Origin of the sequence: Streptomyces sp. GESEQ-4 (genome assembly GCF_017948455.1) — a bacterium.
Classification (GTDB): domain Bacteria; phylum Actinomycetota; class Actinomycetes; order Streptomycetales; family Streptomycetaceae; genus Streptomyces.
Window position 1 is genome coordinate 129,034 of sequence record NZ_JAFFSU010000017.1, and the last position, 18,751, is coordinate 147,784.

General features: G+C 69.6%; 17 protein-coding genes and 1 riboswitch. Of the genes, 10 read left to right on the forward strand and 7 right to left on the reverse strand.

What is annotated here, in order from left to right; translation table 11 throughout:
* Positions 1-2: 2 nt before the first annotated feature.
* The gene (locus tag KCH48_RS28945) at positions 3-587 is read right to left on the reverse strand and encodes a flavin reductase family protein (protein ID WP_210577844.1); all 585 of its coding nucleotides are present in this window, start codon (positions 585-587) and stop codon (positions 3-5) included.
* A 314-nt stretch (positions 588-901) separates the two neighbouring features.
* On the opposite strand from KCH48_RS28945, the gene cdgB reads away from it, so the two are divergent.
* Positions 902-2,560, forward strand: a complete 1,659-nt coding sequence (cdgB, locus tag KCH48_RS28950) for a diguanylate cyclase CdgB (RefSeq protein ID WP_210577845.1) — start codon at positions 902-904, stop codon at positions 2,558-2,560.
* 119 nt (positions 2,561-2,679) lie between these two features.
* Positions 2,680-3,657, forward strand: coding sequence for a carbohydrate-binding protein (locus KCH48_RS28955; protein WP_210577846.1), 978 nt, complete (start codon positions 2,680-2,682; stop codon positions 3,655-3,657).
* 3 nt (positions 3,658-3,660) lie between these two features.
* Here KCH48_RS28955 and KCH48_RS28960 read toward each other — a convergent pair whose 3' ends face one another.
* From KCH48_RS28960 to KCH48_RS28970, 3 genes are all read right to left on the reverse strand, one after another.
* Positions 3,661-4,590, reverse strand: a complete 930-nt coding sequence (locus KCH48_RS28960; protein WP_210577847.1) for a 1-phosphofructokinase family hexose kinase — start codon at positions 4,588-4,590, stop codon at positions 3,661-3,663.
* A 131-nt stretch (positions 4,591-4,721) separates the two neighbouring features.
* The gene (gene nagA / locus KCH48_RS28965; protein ID WP_210577848.1) at positions 4,722-5,933 is read right to left on the reverse strand and encodes an N-acetylglucosamine-6-phosphate deacetylase; all 1,212 of its coding nucleotides are present in this window, start codon (positions 5,931-5,933) and stop codon (positions 4,722-4,724) included.
* Positions 5,933-6,877: an ROK family protein gene (locus KCH48_RS28970; RefSeq protein WP_210577849.1), complete on the reverse strand. Its 945-nt coding sequence runs from the start codon at positions 6,875-6,877 to the stop codon at positions 5,933-5,935. The genes nagA and KCH48_RS28970 overlap by 1 nt, the downstream gene beginning before the upstream one ends.
* Positions 6,878-7,053: 176 nt before the next feature.
* Between KCH48_RS28970 and KCH48_RS28975 the strand changes: the two genes are divergently transcribed.
* The 3 genes from KCH48_RS28975 (at position 7,054) to otsB (ending at position 9,485) form a co-directional block, all read left to right on the forward strand.
* The gene (locus KCH48_RS28975) at positions 7,054-8,271 is read left to right on the forward strand and encodes an extracellular solute-binding protein (RefSeq protein ID WP_210577850.1); all 1,218 of its coding nucleotides are present in this window, start codon (positions 7,054-7,056) and stop codon (positions 8,269-8,271) included.
* A 41-nt stretch (positions 8,272-8,312) separates the two neighbouring features.
* Entirely contained in the window at positions 8,313-8,540 is a 228-nt protein-coding gene (locus KCH48_RS28980) for a DUF3263 domain-containing protein (protein ID WP_210577851.1), read from the forward strand.
* A 96-nt stretch (positions 8,541-8,636) separates the two neighbouring features.
* Positions 8,637-9,485: a trehalose-phosphatase gene (otsB, locus tag KCH48_RS28985; RefSeq protein ID WP_210577889.1), complete on the forward strand. Its 849-nt coding sequence runs from the start codon at positions 8,637-8,639 to the stop codon at positions 9,483-9,485.
* On the opposite strand, the gene KCH48_RS28990 is transcribed toward otsB, so the two are convergent.
* Both KCH48_RS28990 and KCH48_RS28995 read right to left on the reverse strand, forming a co-directional pair.
* Entirely contained in the window at positions 9,453-10,862 is a 1,410-nt protein-coding gene (locus tag KCH48_RS28990; protein ID WP_210577852.1) for a trehalose-6-phosphate synthase, read from the reverse strand. The two genes, otsB and KCH48_RS28990, sit on opposite strands and share 33 nt — an antisense overlap.
* 87 nt (positions 10,863-10,949) lie before the next feature.
* Complete coding sequence (locus KCH48_RS28995; protein ID WP_210577853.1) at positions 10,950-11,894, reverse strand: glucosyl-3-phosphoglycerate synthase; 945 nt, start codon at positions 11,892-11,894, stop codon at positions 10,950-10,952.
* A gap of 158 nt (positions 11,895-12,052) precedes the next feature.
* Positions 12,053-12,210, forward strand: a riboswitch (SAM riboswitch).
* Positions 12,211-12,228: 18 nt separating this feature from the next.
* Between KCH48_RS28995 and thrC the strand changes: the two genes are divergently transcribed.
* The 5 genes from thrC (at position 12,229) to KCH48_RS29020 (ending at position 18,150) form a co-directional block, all read left to right on the forward strand.
* Positions 12,229-13,512, forward strand: a complete 1,284-nt coding sequence (thrC, locus tag KCH48_RS29000) for a threonine synthase (protein WP_210577854.1) — start codon at positions 12,229-12,231, stop codon at positions 13,510-13,512.
* 96 nt (positions 13,513-13,608) lie between these two features.
* Positions 13,609-13,884, forward strand: a complete 276-nt coding sequence (locus KCH48_RS29005) for a MoaD/ThiS family protein (RefSeq protein WP_210577855.1) — start codon at positions 13,609-13,611, stop codon at positions 13,882-13,884.
* Between the two features lie 408 nt (positions 13,885-14,292).
* Positions 14,293-14,499 (forward strand): cold-shock protein, encoded by a 207-nt coding sequence (locus KCH48_RS29010; RefSeq protein ID WP_019057200.1) that lies wholly within the window; start codon positions 14,293-14,295, stop codon positions 14,497-14,499.
* A gap of 332 nt (positions 14,500-14,831) precedes the next feature.
* Positions 14,832-16,457: a chaperonin GroEL gene (gene groL, locus KCH48_RS29015; RefSeq protein WP_210577856.1), complete on the forward strand. Its 1,626-nt coding sequence runs from the start codon at positions 14,832-14,834 to the stop codon at positions 16,455-16,457.
* A gap of 178 nt (positions 16,458-16,635) precedes the next feature.
* Positions 16,636-18,150, forward strand: coding sequence for an MFS transporter (locus KCH48_RS29020; RefSeq protein WP_210577857.1), 1,515 nt, complete (start codon positions 16,636-16,638; stop codon positions 18,148-18,150).
* 29 nt (positions 18,151-18,179) lie between these two features.
* Here the strand turns inward: KCH48_RS29020 and KCH48_RS29025 are convergent, their stop codons facing one another.
* Complete coding sequence (locus KCH48_RS29025; RefSeq protein WP_210577858.1) at positions 18,180-18,749, reverse strand: hypothetical protein; 570 nt, start codon at positions 18,747-18,749, stop codon at positions 18,180-18,182.
* Positions 18,750-18,751 lie beyond the last annotated feature (2 nt).

Here is an 18,751-nt window from a genome sequence, read left to right on the forward strand (position 1 = left end):
CGTCACCCCAACTGCCGGTACCGCCCCCGGAAATACGCGAGCGGGCCGCCGTCCGCGCTCGGTACGGCGGCCGTCAGCACCCGGCCGATCACCAGGGTGTGGTCGCCCGCGGGCACCCGCTGTTCCGTACGGCACTCCAGGGTCGCGAGGGCGCCGCCCACCAGGGGAGCGCTGGTCGCCTCGCCGCGGACGTAGGGGATGTCCTCGAAGAGCAGACGGTCACTGATGCGGCCCTTCATGGCGAAGCGGCCGGCGATGTGGCGCTGGCTCTCGGAGAGGACCGAGACCGCCCACAGGGGCTGCTCGGCGAGCAGATCGTCCATGCGGGAACCGTCGCGCAGGCTGACCAGGACCAGGGGCGGGTCGAGGGACACCGACATGAAGGCCGTCGCGGTCATGCCGACGTCCTCGACCTTCGGCGACATGGGGTCGTCCGGGTCGAGCGGGGGTTCCTGTGCGGTCACCAGGACCACGCCCGCGGCCAGCCGGGACATGGCTGCGCGGAACTCGTCGTTGCTCACCCCCTCAGCATGCCCGGCGCGGGGCGCGGGGACGGGCGGGGTGGTGGCAGGGGGAGTGTTCAGCACGCGGAAACGCTAGTCTCCGGCCGGTGCGGGGCACATCGGGCGTCAGCCCGAACCGGGTCCTAGGACCAGATACCTAATCTCCACAGAGGTGCGAAATTTGCGGTCGGTAAACGCACAGGAAAATCGCAGAAACACCGCTCAATTATTCATGTTTCGCTGTGACTTGAGTCACAAGAGCCATTAATTGTTGACCCTGTGTACCGAGTGAGCAGCGCGCTGTGATTCAGTGGCGGGAAGCTGCAAGGGCACCACTGATCAAGAACCGCCGAAGAGAACCCTTGATTCGCTGCCGAGGTCTCGGGGGGAGGGCGAGCATGGAGACCGAGTCGGAGCCGTACGTCCGTCTTGCGACCCTGCGACAGCTGCACCAGGTCATGGCGGACATGAACACGGCACGCAGCCTTGCCGACACACTGCAGACCGTCGCCGACGGCGTCGTGACCGGCCTCGGCTATGAGCTGGCCTGCGTCAACCTGGTCCGGCCGGACGGCGATCTCGTCGTCGCCGCGTTCGCCGGCAACCCCGCCGCCGAGGCGCTCATCACCGGCCGTGTCGGCTCCCGCGAGTCCTGGGAGCGCCGCCTCAGCATGGGTGAGCAGTGGGGCGACCTGGTCTTCATCCCGCACACCGAGGGCTGGGTCCTCGATGACGACGACGTACCGCAGTGGTACACCGACGGGCCCGCGCCCCGCTTCGAGGACGAGTGGCACCCCTCCGACCGGCTCTTCGCGCCCATGCATACCCCGGGTATCCAGGGCGGCTCGTGCGGCGAACTGATCGGCGTGCTCTCCGTGGACCGGCCGCGCAACGGCCGCCGGCCCGGCGCCTGGGGCCGTGAGGCCCTGCAGATGTACGCGTTTCAGGCCGCCATCGCCATCAGCAACGCACGTCTACGCGCGAATATGCAGCGGGCATTGGTCAGGCTCGAACGGGAGCAGCAGGCCCTGCGAGCGAGCGAGGAAAGCTTCCGGCAGGCCTTCGAGTACGCCCCCTCCGGCATGGCCATAGCCGAGATGGGCGGCGACCAGCACGGCCGGATCCTGAGGACCAACGACGCCCTCTGCCGTCTGCTGGGCCGCCCCGCCTCCGCGATGCGCCGCTACTCCTTCTCCGACCTCGTCCACCCCGAGGACATCGGCACGCTGCTGCGGACCTCGGCCGAGGGCGGCCGGGCCGAGCTCAGGCTCGGGCGCCGCGACGGGACGTACGTCTGGGTCTCCCTGCGCAACTCCGTCGTCGCCGACGCCGCCGACGGCCCCCGCTTTCTCCTCACCCACGTCGAGGAGATCGAGGAGCGCAAGCGCCGCGAGCTCCAGCTCGCCCACCGCGCCTCCCACGACTCCCTCACCGGCCTGCCGAACTCCGCCGAGCTGCGCGCCCGGCTCTCCTCCCGCCTCTGCCAGCGCCCCACCCACCCCGGCGCCCTCGAACCGGTCGACGCGGCCTTCGGCCATCCCGCCTACGACGCCAACGGCCACGGCTTCGACTTCCGCCCGGGCGGTGGCATCGATGTCTACGACGCCTACGACCACCACGTGCACACCGTCGCCCCCGAAGGCGAGCACGACGACGGCACCAAGGGGCTCGCGGTCCTCTTCTGCGACCTCGACGGCTTCAAGTCGATCAACGACCGGTTCGGGCACAACGCGGGCGACGCGGTGCTCATCGAGGTGGCCAGGCGACTGTCCCGCGGCGTCCGCGACGGCGACACCGTCGCCCGGCTCGGCGGTGACGAGTTCGTCGTCCTCGCCGACGGCCTCGGGAGCGCGGACGCGGCGGACCTCGCGGCCCGGCTGCGCAGCGAGATCATCCAGCCGATCCGGGTCGACGGCCGCGCCGTGCGGGTCGGCGCCAGCTTCGGAATCGGGTGGGCACACTGCGGGATGACGGCTGACGAAGTGTTGAAGTCCGCTGACGAGCGGATGTACGTCGAGAAACGATCGCGTCCCAAACAGCACAGACGCGCCGGATGACTCCAGGTCAGTGAGTTGATGCGACCGGAGTCACCCGTTTGGGCCTCGCGGAGCGGGTAGGCTCGCCATTCTGACCCCATGCACTGCATCCGCACCGCACCTGTTGAGGAGACCTAGGGATGACGCCCGGCAACAACGGCGCGAGCACGCCCGAGGACGACGACCCGTTCGGCTATCTCTACGCCGACGGTCAGGCCAACGGCGCCCAGCCGCCCTCCGGCGGTTACGGCTACCCCGGCTCCGTCGGCTCCGTCAACAGAGCGGCGCGCTCGGTCGGCCAGCGCCAGTACGGCCAGCAGGCACCCGCCCCCACGGCACCCACCGCGCAGTACGGCCAGACCGTGCCGCAGCAGCAGGGCGCGTACGGCCAGCCGAGCGCCCACTACGCCGCGCCGGAGACGTTCCCCGGCGGCGGGGCTCCCACGTCTCCGCAGCAGCCGTCGTACAGCGACGGCGGCGGTGGGCGCGGGCGCGGCCCGAACACCAAGGGGCTGCTGATCGGCGCGGTCGCGGTGGTCGCCGCGGTCGTGATCGGGATCAGCCTGGCGATGATGGACGGCAACGACGACGACAAGGCCGAAGGCGGCGGCGCGTCCAGCACGCCCTCCGCAGGGCAGAGCGCGGAGCCGAGCCAGTCGGCGAGCGGCGACGCCGGCAACGAGGCGGAGCTGCCGGCGCTCGACGCCAAGGCCTTGCAGCTGGGCGGCGGAGCGGTCACCGCCTCGGACGTCAAGGGCGCCAAGGCCGACGGCGGCGTCTACGTCAACGGCTTCAACGCGGTCGGCGCCTCGGTCACGTGGACCGTCAACGGCATCCCGAAGTCCGGCAAGTACACGCTGTACACGGGCTACAGCGTCCCGGGCAAGGACGCCACCGCCACTCTCACGGTCAATGGCACCGCCTCCACCACGCCGGTCGGCATGGACAACTACGCCAATGCCGCGGAGGGCGACTACGAGAAGGGCTGGACGCAGACCTACAACTACATCCAGCTCAACAAGGGCACCAACACCGTCAAGATCTCCTGCGAGCAGGGCAACCAGTGCGACGCCCTCCTCGACCAGGTGTGGCTGGTCAAGGGCTGGGTCAAGTCCTGATCGTCAGGCCGCGCTGACCTCCCCGGTCACCGCCACCCGCCCCACCAGCTCCTCGTACGCCCTTCGGTCGAACTCGCCCGCCGTCGGCGCCAGTACGGTCGCCGCCGACAGGGCGATCGCGCGGGCCAGTCGGTCCGGCCACGGCAAGCGCTCGACGAGGCCCGACAGCAGGCCCGCGACCGCGGAGTCGCCCGCGCCGGTCGGGTTGCCGTGTACCGGGGTGGGCGGGGTCGCGCGCCAGCGGCCCTCCGGGGTCACCGCGAGCAGTCCCTCGGGGCCCAGTGACGCGACGACCGCGTGGGCGCCGCGACGGCGGGCGTCCTGCGTGGCGCGGAACGGCTCGTGGGAGCCGGTGAGTTCGGCGAGTTCGTCGGTGTTGGGCTTGATGATGTCGGGGCGGGCGGCGACTCCGCGGCGGAGTGGTTCACCGCTGGTGTCGAGGAGGACCGGGACGCCCGCCGCCCTCGCGTCCCGGATCAGTCCCGCATACGCGCCCACCGGCACGCCCGGCGGCAGGCTCCCGCACAGGGCCACCGCGGAGGCGGACGGGAGCAGATCCTCGTATGCCTCCTGGAAGGCGGACCACTCGGCGGGGGTGATGACCGGGCCGGGCTCGTTGAGCTGGGTCGTGTCGCCGGTCTGTTCGTCCACGACGGCTATCGTGCGGCGGGTCGGGCCGGAGATCGGGACGAGGGCGTCCACCAGGCCCGGTGTGGTGGTGAGTTGGTCCTGGACGACGCGGCCCGTCGCGCCGCCCGTGAAGCCGGTGACCGTCACCTCGTGGCCGAGGGTGGCGAGTACGCGGGCGACGTTCAGGCCTTTGCCTCCCGGGCGTTCGGTTACCTCGGACACCCGGTGCGAGGTGTGCGGCCGTAGCGCCCGTACGCGATAGGTGATGTCGAGAGCGGTGTTCAGCGTGACCGTGAGGATCACCTGGGCCGACCTCCCCCGATGGATGCGGAATCCCGCTTGCCGTCTGTCTGTCCGGATGTCAGATCATGCCAAAGAGACGGCCGCCGAGCCCAGTCCCGGGTCGGCCACCGTCTCGCTGACTGCCGGACGGATCAGGCCAGTTGGGGATCGACCACCCATTCGCCCCTGCGCATGACGCCCTTGAGCTCGAAGTCCGTGTCGAGGATCACCAGGTCCGCGTACTTGCCCGGCTCCAGGGAGCCGATCGTGTCGTACATCCCCAGCAGCCTGGCCGGGTTGGCGGACAGGGCCGTGACCGTGTCCTCGACCGGGAGGCGGTCGATCGTCACCGCGCGCTTGAAGGCGCGGTCCAGGGTGAGGGTGGAGCCGGCGATCGAGCCGCCCTCGACCAGGCGGGCGACGCCCTCGCTGACCTCTACCTCCAGCGGGCCGAGCATGTAGCGGCCGTCGCCGAAACCGGCCGCGTCCATCGCGTCGGTGATGAACGCCACGCGGCTCGCTCCCGCGTGGTGGAAGGCGAGTTGGAGGGAGGCGGGGTGGAGGTGGGTGCCGTCGTTGATCAGCTCGACGGTGATGCGGTCGTCCTCCAGGAGCGCGGCGATCGGGCCCGGTGACCTGTGTCCCAGCGTCGGCATCGCGTTGAAGAGGTGCGTCGCGACCGTCGCGCCCGCCTCGATCGCCTCCACCGTCTGCTCGTACGTCGCGTCCGTGTGGCCGATCGCCGCGATGACGCCGTGCTCGGCCAGCAGCCTCACGGAGTCGATGCCGCCCGGGAGTTCGGTCGCGAGCGTGACCATCTTCGCCTGGCCGCGCGCCGCGTCGATCAGTTTGCGGACCTCCGCGGGGTCCGGGTCCCGCAGCAGTTCCTCGGAGTGCGCGCCCTTGCGGCACGGGGAGATGAACGGGCCCTCGAAGTGGATGCCGGCGACGTCGCCCTGCTCGGCGAGCTCGCTGAGCAGGCCCGCGCGCTGGATCAGGAAGTCCATGTCGCCGGTGACGGTGGAGGCGACGAGGGTGGTGGTGCCGTGCAGGCGGTGGGTGTGGATGCCGGTGACTACGTCGTCCGGGGTGCCTGAGGTGAACGAGGCTCCGCCTCCGCCGTGGTTGTGGATGTCGACGAAGCCGGGGAGTAGCCAGTGGTCGGTTACGTCGATGACCTGGGCGTTTTCTGGGGCTGTGCTGGTGATTCGGGTGCCGTTGACGATCACTGAGCCGTCTTTGACGGTTCCTGTGGGCATGACCACGTTGGCACCGGACAGGACGAGGGGTGCCTTCGCCGTCGCGGGCTGCGGGTTGACTGTGGCTGGTCGCGCAGTTCCCCGCGCCCCTGAGGGGGTTGCCATCAGGTCGTTACCTCCGTGCGGTCAGTAGTGTCTAGGAGATCCCAGGCCAGGAGTCCGGCACCGAGGCAGCCAGCCGTGTCCCCAAGGGCCGCGGGGACGATTTCCGGCAGTTTCTGGAAGGTCACGCGTTGCTTCACCGCGTCCCGCAGTGGTGTGAACAACGTTTCCCCCGCCTCGGCCAGGCCGCCACCGATGATGAGGGTGCGGGGGTCCAGCAGGGTGAGGGCGGTGGTCAGGCCGTCGGCCAGGGCGGATATGGCCTGCTGCCAGACGGCCTGTGCCTTCGGGTCGCCCGACTCGACCGCCTTCGCGCAGTCCGCCGCGTCCGCGTCCGGGTTGCCGGACGCCTTCGCCCAGGCCTCGCTCACCGCCGCCGCCGAGGCGTACCGCTCCAGGCAACCGGCCTGACCGCATGGACAAGGGGACCCTGCCGGTCGTACGACGATGTGGCCGATCTCGCCCGCGAAGCCGTGCGCGCCCGACTCCACCCGGCCCTCGATGCCGATCGCGCCCGCTATGCCGGTGCCGAGGGCGACGAAGAGGAAGCGGTCGGTGCCCTGGCCCGCGCCGATGCGGCCCTCGGCGAGGCCGCCGGTGCGGACGTCGTGGCCGAGGGCTACGGGGACGTTGCCGATGCGGGCGGTGAGCAGGTCGCGCAGGGGGACGTCGCGCCAGCCGAGGTTGGCCGAGTAGGCGGCGATGCCGTGGGCCTCGTCGACGATGCCGGGGACGGCGACTCCGGCGGCGGACGCGGGCTCGCCGAAGGCCTGTTCGCCGTGCGCGCGCAGCTCCGCGGCGAAGTCGAGGATGTGCTCGACGACGGCCCCGGGGCCGCGCTCGCGGCCGGTGGCGCGGCGGGCCCGGTGCAGCAGCTCGCCCTTCGCCCCTACCAGGGCGGCCTTCATCCCGGTGCCGCCCACGTCGAGGGCGATGACATGTCTCACGGGGACAGTGTGGCCCGTGGACCCGTAAGAGGTCTAGTCCACTTGCGTGGTGTAGACCTTATGGCTACGTATCGAAAGTTTTCGCGATCGTGCTGCGTGATCGCGAAGGATGGGGCAGGAGAGCTGTGCAGGGGCGGAAGAGGACAGGGGCGATCGCGGTGGTGTCCGCTCTGGGCATGACGGCGGTGCTCGGCGGCTGCGGCCTCGGCGACGACGCGGACGAGGTGACCCTGAAGCTGGTCGCGGCCGACTACGGCGACAGCGCGGCCAACAGCTCCGAGAAGTACTGGGACAAGCTGGTCGAGGAGTACGAGGCCGCCCACCCCGGGGTGAAGATCCAGGTCAGCGTCTACTCCTGGAACGACGTCGACCGCAAGGTCAAGGAGCTGGCTGACGCCGGCCAGGCCCCGGACATGGCGCAGATCGGCGCGTACGCCGACTACGCGGACAAGGGTCTGCTCTACCGCGCCGACGACCTGCTCTCCATCGCCACCCAGGCCGGCTTCGCCTCCCAGCTCGCGAAGGCGGGGCAGGTGAACGGGATGCAGTACGGCATGCCCTTCGCCGCCTCCACCCGGCTGCTGTTCTACAACAAGGACCTCTTCAAGAAGGCCGGCCTCACCCCGCCGACCACCTGGGACGAGCTCGCCGCCGACGCCGCGGCGCTGAAGGCGGACGGGGTGAAGTACCCGTACGCCCTGCCGCTGGGGCCGGAGGAGGCGCAGGCCGAGACGATGCAGTGGCTGCTCAGTGGCGGGGGCGGCTACACCGACGGCTACGGCACCTACGGCATCGACTCCGCGCAGAACGTCGACACGTTCACCTGGCTCAAGGACGAACTCGTCGGCAAGGGCCTGACCGGGCCCGTCGCGCCGGGCGAGCTGAACCGCGCCGACGCCTTCGCCGCGTTCGCCAAGGGGGACGTCGGCATGCTCAACGGGCACCCCTCGCTGATGCACATGGCCGGGAAGCAGGGCGTGAAGTTCGGCATGGTGCCGATGCCCGGCGTCGACGGGGAGAGCGACGCCACGATGGGCGTCGCCGACTGGATGACGGCGTTCAAGAAGAACGGGCACGCCGAGGAGGTCGGCGACTTCCTCGACTTCGTGTACGACGAGAAGAACGTGCTGGACTTCTCGCGTGAGTACGACCTGCTGCCGGTCACGACGGACGCGTCCGCGACGATGACGGAGGCGAAGCAGGACGCCGATCTCAAGCCATTCCTGGATGAGTTGCCGCTCTCGGAGCTCTATCCGGTCGGCAAGACCTCCTGGGCCGAGGTCAGCGCGGCCGTCAAGGAGCGGATCGGGCAGGCCGTGGGCTCCGGCGGCAATCCGTCGGCGGTGCTGAAGCAGTTGCAGGCGACGGCGGATTCGGCCGCGAGCTCCGAGTGACGCCGGTCCCGCTGTCAGTGGCGGGGGATAGCGTGCGGGGCATGGAGCAGTTGGGCCGCAGGGAGCGGGACATCCTCGCGCTCGAGCGCCGGGGTTTTCCGGGGCCGGGGGCGAAGGAGCGGGCGATACGGGAGGAGCTGGGGTTGGCGCCGGTGCGGTATTTCCAGCTGTTGAATGCGCTGTTGGATGACCCGAGGGCACTGGCGCACGATCCGGTGACGGTGAACAGGCTGAGAAGGGTCAGGGAAGCGCGGCGGGCGGAACGGTAGCGCTCCGTTCGGTGCAGTGTTTGTCTGCTGCGCCGTTGTGGCTGGTCGCGCAGTTCCCCGCGCCCCTGACGGGGCGCTGAGCTGGCCTGCGTGGATATGGTCAGGTCTGTGGACTCGACAAATGAAGCCTTGCCGAACCCCGCCACCCCGCTCGGTCGGGCCGGGCTTGCTGCTCTTCTCGAGCGGCCCAGCGCGGCGATGATCGCTCTTGACTTCGATGGGACGCTCGCGCCGATCGTGGCGGATCCGGAGCGGGCGCGGGCGCATCCGGGGGCGGTGCCGGCGTTGGCCGCGCTGGCGCCGAAGGTGGCCGGTGTTGCGGTGATCACCGGGCGTCCGGCGGAGGTCGCCGTCCGGTACGGGGGCTTTTCCGGTGTTCCCGGGCTGGAACATCTCGTGGTCCTCGGCCACTACGGCGCCGAGCGCTGGGATGCCGTCACTGATGCCGTCACCGCCCCGCCGGCGCACCCCGGGGTCGCCGCCGTCCGTGCGGAGCTGCCGACGCTCCTGGACGGGACCAACGCCTGGGTCGAGGAGAAGGGCGGCCGGGCCGTCGCCGTGCACACGCGCCGTGCCGACGATCCCCAGGCCGCCTTCGAGGCCCTCCGCGAGCCGCTCGCCGACCTCGCGACCCGCCACGGCCTGATCGTCGAGCCGGGTCGCCTGGTCCTCGAACTCCGCCCGCCGGGCATGGACAAGGGCGTGGCCCTGACCGACCACGCTCGCGACATCGGCGCCGAGTCCGTCCTCTACGCCGGCGACGACCTCGGCGACCTTCCCGCCTACGCCGCCATCGACAAGCTCCGCTCCGACGGCACCCCCGGCCTGCTGGTGTGCAGCGGCAGCGACGAGGTGACCGAGCTGAGGGAACGGGCGGACGTGGTGGTGGACGGTCCGGCGGGGGTCGTACGGCTACTGGCGGAGCTGGCGGCCCGTATCGGGTAGCGCGTTCAGCTGGTCCAGGAACCACTGCGCCGGCGGCAGTGAAGTCGCTGCCGCCGCCAGCCGCTTCGTCCGCTCGCCCCGCTCCCCGGCCGGCATCGTCAACGCCTCGTACAACGCCTCGGCCGTGCCCGTCACGTCGTACGGGTTCACGGTGATCGCGTCCTCGCCCAGCTCCTCGTACGCCCCCGCCTCCCGCGAAAGCACCAGCACGCAGCCCTCGTCGGAGACGACCGGCATCTCCTTGGCGACCAGGTTCATGCCGTCGCGGATCGGGTTGACCAGGGCGACGTCCGCGAGCCGGTAGGCCGCCAGCGAGCGGGCGAAGTCGTCCTTGACGTGCAGCACGACCGGCGTCCAGTCCGGCGTCCCGTACCCGGAGTTGATCTCCTCCGCGACCCGCTGCACCTCGGCCGTGTACTCCCGGTAGACGGCGAGATCCTGCCGCGACGGATACGCGAACGCGACATGCACGACCCGTCCGCGCAGCTCGGGGTGGTCGTCGAGGAGCTGCCGGTACGCCAGCAGGCCGCGGACGATGTTCTTGGACAGCTCGGTGCGGTCGACCCGGACGATGGTCTGGCGGCCCGGGCCGATCTCGGCCCGCAGCGCGGCCATCCGTTCCTCGACGTCGGTCTCGTGCGAGCGCCGGCGCAGGAAGTCGGCGTCGGCGCCCAGCCCGTGCACACCGACCCGGGTGTCGCCGAGCCCGCCGACGAGGGCCTCGGCGCACGCGGTGAACGCGTCGGCCCAGCGGTGGGTGAGGAAACCCAGCCGGTCGGCGCCGAGCATCCCGCGCAGCACCTGCTCGGCGATGTCGTCCGGCAGCATGCGGAAGTACTCCACCGGCGCCCACGGAGTGTGCGAGAAGTGGCCGATCCGCAGGTCGGGGCGGAGCTCGCGGAGCATGCCCGGCACCAGCGTCAGGTGGTAGTCCTGCACCAGCACCGCCGCCCCGGCCCCCGCCTCCTCGGCCAGCGCATCGGCGAACGCGCGGTTGTAGCGGACGTACGACTCCCACTGGCGCCGGAACTCCGCGTCGAAGACCGGCTCCAGCGGCGTCTGGTACAGCAGGTGGTGGACGAACCAGAGGACCGAGTTCGCGATGCCGTTGTACGCGTCCGCGTGCACGTCGGCCGGAATGTCCAGCATCCGCACACCGGACTCGCCGACTCCGCGCCGGACCGCCTCGCGGTCGCCGTCACTGAGGGCCGAGCAGACCCACAGAGCGTCCGCGTCCGACCCGATCGCGGAGAGACCGGACACCAGCCCGCCGCCGCCGCGTTTGGCGTGCAGCGAGCCGTCCTCCCGGACCCCGTACGAGACGGGGCCGCGGTTGGAGGCGACCAGTACCTGCGCAGCACCGAAAGTTGCAGCCATACGCCACAACCTAGCCCAGGCCAGAACCGCTCAAACGTGCGGCTCAGCGGTATACAACCGGCGCGTTCCGTTACGCCACGCGCACGTTTATGCCGCTTTGCGGGACTGGTACTCGGTGATGTCGGCCATCGGAGGTCGTTCCTCCGTATCCACGGAGTAGGTGCGGGGTTCGAATCCGTCCGCGCTCCGTTCGAACTGGGTGAGGGAGGGGCGGATCAGATGCCCACGGGCCAGCCTGAGCTGGGCCGTGCGGTAGATCGCGGCCGACATCCGGCCCAGGGCCTGGCCGTCCTGGTGCCGGTGCTTGCGGACGCCGATGTCGACCTGGGCGAGGGCATCCAGGCCCACCAGATGCAGGGCGTCGACCAGCATGCCCAGCTCCACGCCGTAGCCGACGGGGAACGGGAGCTGTTCCAGCAGGGAGCGGCGGGCCGCGTACTCGCCGCCCAGCGGCTGGACGAATCCGGCCAGCTGCGGCCAGTGCATGTTCAGCAGGGGGCGGGCCATCAGTTCCGTCACCCGGCCGCCCTGGCCTGCCGCGCCGCCGAGCGGACGGTCGTACATCCCCTTGACGAGGTCGACCTCCGGGTCGGTGAGCAGCGGGCCGACGATGCCGGTGACGAAGTCCGACGAGAACTCCTTCAGGTCCGCGTCGATGAAGCAGACGATGTCACCGCTGGTGACGAGGAGCGAGCGCCACAGGACCTCGCCCTTGCCGGGGACGGCCGGTATGCGCGGCAGGATGTCGTCGCGGTGGACGACCCGGGCGCCCGCGGCGGCGGCCACCTCGGAGGTGCGGTCGGTCGATCCCGAGTCGACGACGACGATCTCGTCGACGAGCGGGACCTGGTGCATGAGGTCGTGACGGATCACGGCGACGATCTCGCCGACCGTCTCCTCCTCGTTGAGCGCGGGCAGCACGACACTGACGGTCTGGCCCGTGGCGCGTTTCGCGGCCAGGATCTTGTGCAGCGGGCGATCGGTCAGGGACCAGGAGCGTGCGCTCAACCAGCGCTCGACTTCTTCCAGCACAGTAAGCGGCTCCTCACTGTCGCGGATCACGACTAGAGGTGTGTGATCCATCTCGCGGTTCGGACGACTATCTCAACTGTCCTGGCCTTCGGTTACAGTCTTGAACAACGCTGATGACCATCGCATGTCGGGGGTCGTTTGCGTCTACAACTGAATACCGCTCATCCAGAGGGGCAGAGGGATACGGCCCGTTGAAGCCCCGGCAACCCTCCAGTCGGTACTCGTAGATCAGTGTTGATCGTTCTCCGCGAGGCTCCCGGCTAGGGAAGGTGCCAAATCCGTCTCACGGCGAGATGCGTCGTGAGGAAGATGAGGAGAAAGGGCCTCGCCTCACATGGCTGCGCAGACAGTTGCAAGCACCACCCCCACCGTGGACCTCGGCCCCGCCGCGGCGCTCTCGTGCCGCGAATGCGGTCACCGAGTACCCCTCGGCCCGGTCTTCGCCTGCGAGGAGTGTTTCGGCCCGCTCGAGATCGCCTACGACTTCTCGGCCTACGACGCCGAAGAGCTCCGCAAGCAGATCGAGGCGGGACCCGCGAACATCTGGCGGTACGCACCGCTGCTGCCCGTCCCCGCGGACGTGGCCGACAAGCCCAACATCAACCCGGGCTGGACCAAGCTCGTCAAGGCCGACAACCTCGCGCGCGAGCTGGGTGTCGACGCCGGCAAGCTCTTCATCAAGGACGACTCCGGCAACCCGACGCACTCCTTCAAGGACCGCGTCGTCGCCCAGGCCATCGAGGCCGCGCGTGCGTTCAACTTCACCACCCTGTCCTGCTCCTCCACGGGCAACCTGGCCGGTGCGGTGGGCGCCGCCGCCGCCCGCGCCGGCTTCCGCTCCTGCGTGTTCATCCCGCACGACCTGGAGCAGGGCAAGGTCGTCATGGCCGCGGTCTACGGCGGCGAACTCGTCGGCATCGAGGGCAACTACGACGACGTGAACCGCTTCTGCTCCGAGCTGATCGGCGACCCGGCCGGCGAGGGCTGGGGCTTCGTCAACGTCAACCTGCGGCCGTACTACGCGGAAGGGTCCAAGACCCTGGCGTACGAGATCTGCGAGCAGCTCGGCTGGCAGCTGCCCGACCAGCTCGTGGTCCCGATCGCCTCCGGCTCGCAGCTCACGAAGATCGACAAGGGTCTGCAGGAGCTGATCAAGCTCGGGCTCGTCGAGGACAAGCCGTACAAGATCTTCGGTGCGCAGGCCGAGGGCTGCTCGCCGGTGTCCGTCGCCTTCAAGGGCGGGCACGACGTCGTCCGGCCGCAGAAGCCGAACACGATCGCCAAGTCGCTGGCGATCGGCAACCCGGCGGACGGTCCGTATGTCCTGGACATCGCTCGCCGTACCGGCGGGGCGGTGGAGGACGTGAATGACGAGCAGGTCGTCGATGCGATCAAGTTGCTGGCGCGGACGGAAGGCATCTTCGCGGAGACCGCCGGTGGTGTGACGGTGGGCGTCGCGAGGAAGCTCATCGAGGACGGTGTCCTCGACCCGACCAAGACCACGGTCGTTCTCAACACCGGTGATGGTCTCAAGACCCTTGACGCGGTTGCCGGGACAGGGCTCACCGCGACGATTCGGCCCAGCCTGGACTCGTTCCGCGAGGCGGGTCTCGGGTAGGTCCCGTCCCATTGGTTTTGTCTGCGGGCCCGTGGGGGCTGGTCGCGCAGTTCCCCGCGCCCCTGGAGGGGCGCCTGACTGACCGGAGGTCACATCGTGAGCGTTAGCGTCCGTATCCCTACCATCCTGCGCACCTACACCGGCGGTGCGGCCGAGGTTTCCGCCGAGGGGGCGACCCTCGCCGACGTCATCTCCGACCTGGAGAAGAACCACACCGGCATCGCCGCCCGCATCCTCGACGACCAGGGGAAGCTGCGGCGGTTCGTCAACGTGTACGTCAATGACGACGACGTCCGTTTCGAGCAGGGGCTGGAGACGGCGACGCCGGACGGGGCCGGTGTCTCGATCATTCCGGCGGTCGCGGGCGGCTGAATCACGCATTGTTCATCGAATGGCCCCCTCCGTGAGAGAAGCGGAGGGGGCCATTCTCTATGGTTGAGCACGGTACAGTTGGGGAACCTGCTCGGGCTTTCATGCCGCGCGCATATGAGTTCCGCCCGCACGGCCGACAAGAAGTAGCCAAAGTACGCGGGCCTTTTGCGTCATTCGCTCCCTTTATCGGGTCCGACTTGCCCTGGATTTACACAATTCCTCCGCATTTCGCCGACCGGTCGCGCCCGGATTTCTCGTCCGATTGACCTGTTGCAGACGGCAGTTGGACAGATACATTCAGCCGCGGTCGACGCGTTCCGGCGCACGCCCCCAACCGTGGGGGGTGAGGTCTGACCCGGATCCGCGAAGTGTGGATCTGTGCAAGGGCCAGTAATAGGGGAGTTAGGCATGGCTCAGGGCACCGTCAAGTGGTTCAACGCGGAGAAGGGGTACGGCTTCATCGCGGTCGACGGTGGTGCGGATGTATTCGTCCACTACAGCGCGATTCAGATGGACGGCTACCGCACCCTGGAAGAAGGTCAGCGAGTCGATTTCGAGATCTCGCAGGGCCAGAAGGGGCCGCAGGCGGACATGGTCCGTCTCGCGACCAGCTGAAGCACGCGCCGACTGACTGCAGCGACGTTCTTTGGTTCAACTTCGGAGGGCTCGTTTCCCATGGGGAGTCATGGGTTGCGAGCCCTCCGGCATGTCCGGAGCAGGTCCCGGACCCCTTGTCTCGCCTGAGGATCACTGAGGAGCGCTTGCACTCGGCATGGGCGAGTGCTAATCATTGGCGTTAGCACTCTGAAGGTGAGAGTGACAACCAGGACCGGGTCGGTGAGGCCCGCAGGCCGGGTGGGGCAAGGAACCACAGGCAGGCGAGCCGTCCGTCGCGGGCGCCAGCGCGGTCCGGAGCAATCCACCCCAGTCCGGGAGGACCACTTCACATGGCCAAGATCATCGCGTTCGACGAGGAGGCACGGCGCGGTCTCGAGCGCGGGATGAACCAGCTCGCCGACGCCGTCAAGGTCACCCTTGGCCCCAAGGGCCGGAACGTCGTCCTCGAGAAGAAGTGGGGCGCCCCCACGATCACCAACGATGGTGTTTCCATCGCCAAGGAGATCGAGCTCGAGGACCCGTACGAGAAGATCGGCGCCGAGCTGGTCAAGGAAGTCGCCAAGAAGACGGACGACGTCGCCGGCGACGGTACGACCACGGCGACCGTGCTCGCCCAGGCCCTGGTCAAGGAAGGCCTGCGCAACGTAGCCGCGGGCGCCAACCCGATGGCCCTCAAGCGCGGTATCGAGAAGGCCGTCGAGGCCGTCTCCGCTGCCCTGCTCGACCAGGCCAAGGACGTGGAGACCAAGGAGCAGATCGCTTCGACCGCCTCCATCTCCGCCGCCGACACCCAGATCGGCGAGCTCATCGCCGAGGCGATGGACAAGGTCGGCAAGGAAGGCGTCATCACCGTCGAGGAGTCCCAGACCTTCGGTCTGGAGCTGGAGCTCACCGAGGGTATGCGCTTCGACAAGGGCTACATCTCGGCGTACTTCGCCACCGACATGGAGCGTATGGAGGCCGTCCTCGACGACCCGTACATCCTGATCGCCAACTCCAAGATCTCCTCGGTCAAGGACCTGCTCCCGCTCCTGGAGAAGGTCATGCAGTCGGGCAAGCCGCTGCTGATCATCGCCGAGGACGTCGAGGGCGAGGCTCTGTCGACCCTGGTCGTCAACAAGATCCGTGGCACCTTCAAGTCCGTCGCCGTCAAGGCTCCGGGCTTCGGTGACCGCCGCAAGGCCATGCTCGGCGACATCGCCATCCTCACGGGCGGCGAGGTCATCTCCGAGGAGGTCGGCCTCAAGCTGGAGAACGCGACCCTGGACCTCCTGGGCCGCGCCCGCAAGGTCGTCATCACCAAGGACGAGACCACCATCGTCGACGGCTCCGGCTCCGCCGACCAGGTCGCCGGCCGGGTCAACCAGATCCGCGCCGAGATCGAGAACAGCGACTCGGACTACGACCGCGAGAAGCTCCAGGAGCGTCTGGCGAAGCTGGCCGGCGGCGTGGCCGTCATCAAGGCCGGTGCCGCCACCGAGGTCGAGCTCAAGGAGCGCAAGCACCGCATCGAGGACGCCGTTCGCAACGCGAAGGCGGCCGTCGAGGAGGGCATCGTCGCCGGTGGCGGCGTGGCCCTGCTCCAGGCCTCCACGGTCTTCGAGAAGCTGGAGCTCGAGGGTGACGAACTGACCGGCGCCAACGCCGTGAAGCTCGCCCTGGAGGCCCCGCTCAAGCAGATCGCCGTCAACGGTGGTCTCGAGGGCGGCGTCATCGTCGAGAAGGTGCGCAACCTGCCCGTCGGCCACGGCCTCAACGCCGCGACCGGTGAGTACGTCGACATGATCGCCGAAGGCATCATCGACCCGGCGAAGGTGACCCGTTCCGCTCTGCAGAACGCCGCCTCCATCGCCGCGCTGTTCCTCACCACCGAGGCCGTCATCGCCGACAAGCCGGAGAAGGCGGGCGCCGCCCCGGCCGGCGGCGGCATGCCGGGCGGTGACATGGACTTCTGATCGACTCCGGTCGATCGTCTGTCCTACGACCGAGGGCGGCACTCCCTGTTCAGCAGGGGGTGCCGCCCTCGGGCGTTTCCGGGCGTTTCCGAGGAGCGAGAGTGCTGCTTGCTTAAGTCAATCAACTGACTTAAAGTTGCCTTGGTCAAGCTTACTGCGCTCCTACGGAGGCCCCCTCATGTCCGACGCCCTCGCCCGTCCCGCCGAGGCGGCAGGCTCCTCCCCCACTGCCCGAAAGGCGTGGGAGGGGCCCCCATCGCCGAGGCCGAACGCCGTGGTGGCGGTGCTGGCCTTCGCCGGAATCGTCGTCGCGCTGATGCAGACGTTGGTCATCCCGATCGTCCCGGAGCTGCCGAAGCTGCTCGACGCCCTCGCGTCGGACACCGCGTGGGCGGTCACGGCGACACTGCTCGCCGCGGCCGTGGCGACGCCGGTCGTCGGCCGGCTCGGTGACATGTTCGGCAAGCGGCGGATGCTGCTGGTCAGTGTCGTGATGCTGATAGCCGGTTCGGTGGTCTGCGCGCTGAGCGAGTCCCTGGTCCCGATGGTCATCGGCCGGGTCCTGCAGGGCCTCGCCGCCGGCGTGATCCCGCTCGGCATCAGCATCATGCGGGACGAACTCCCCGCCGAACGGCTCGGCTCCGCCACCGCCATGATGAGCGCCTCCCTCGGCGTCGGCGGCGCCCTCGGACTGCCCACCGCCGCGCTCATCGCCGACAACTTCGACTGGCACACGCTCTTCTGGACGTCGGCCGCACTGGGCGTCGTAGCACTCGGCCTGGTGCTGACGCTCGTACCGGAGTCGAAGGTGCGCACCGGCGGACGGTTCGACCTGGTGGGCGGCCTCGGTATGGCCGCGGGCCTGGTCTGCCTGCTGCTGGCGATCTCCAAGGGCGCGGACTGGGGCTGGGGCAGCGCCACCACGATCGGACTGTTCCTGTCGTCCGTCGTCGTCCTGCTGCTGTGGGGCTGGTGGGAGCTGCGCACCGAGCAGCCGCTGGTCGACCTGCGCACCACCGCCCGCCGTCAGGTCCTGGTCACCAACCTCGCCTCGATCGCCGTCGGCTTCGCGATGTTCGCGATGTCCCTGGTCCTGCCGCAGCTGCTCCAGCTGCCCGCGCAGACCGGGTACGGCCTGGGCAAGTCCATGCTGATCGCCGGTCTGGTCATGGCACCGTCCGGCCTGGTCATGATGGCGACGGCGCCGGTCTCCGCCGCGGTGTCCAAGGCGCGTGGCCCGAAGGTCACGCTGATGATCGGTGCCCTGATCGTGGCCGCCGGCTACCTCCTCAACATCGTCCTGATGTCCGAGGTCTGGCACTTCGTCCTGGTGTCCTGCGTCATCGGCGCCGGTATCGGCTTCTCCTACGGCTCGATGCCCGCGCTCATCATGGCTGCCGTGCCCGCGTCGGAGACAGCCGCGGCGAACAGCCTCAACACCCTGATGCGGTCCATCGGTACGTCGTCGGCGAGCGCCATCGCCGGTGTGATCCTGGCCCAGATGACGACGGACTTCGGCGGCTACGCCCTCCCGTCCCAGAACGGCTTCAAGGTCGTTCTGGCCGTGGGCGCGGGCGCGGCGCTGCTGGCCTTCGCGGTGGCCTCGCTGATCCCGCGCCAGCAGGCGGAGCGGGTGGGGGCGGCGCGGGCTGCGTCGGAGCCGGCGGGCGCGGAGACGGCGGTGAAGTCGTAGGGGACGTTCGTATTCGCAGGCCCCGGTGTTTACAGGTTCCCGAGCGGCTCGATGTCGACGTGTACCGGTGTGCCCCACACGCGCAGCACCTCGTAGTCGGTGAACTCGTGCACCAGCCGGTATGCCATGGCCGGGCGCGGTCCGCGGCGCTGGGCGGCGAGATACAGCTCCGCCTCGCGCCGGTCGCGGCGCGGGGTGCCGCACAGCTGCCAGACCTGGCCGTTCCACATCTCCGGCAGCCAGCGCTGCTGCGGCTGCGGACGGTCGTCGCGGACGCCGTACCGGGAGGGGACGGGGGAGACGGACTGAGGGCGGGGCGCTGTTCTGTTGATCTCGGAACGGCGGGCGGCGCGGCGCCTGGTCTCGCAGAGCAGGCACAGGTCGGGGGCGCTCTCGTCGACCGGGCCCGTGGGGTGCTCGGGGCAGCGGGTGGCGGGGGCGGCGCCGTTGACGCTCTCGTCGAGGAGGTCCAGGGCACGGCGGAGGTCGGCCTTGACCTCGTGGAGACGGGCGTCGGGGGTGTCGCCGGTGAGCGCCTCACCGTGCTCGCCAAGGAGGCGGAGGGCGCGGCCGAGGGCGGTTAGCTGGGCGTGGTTCATGG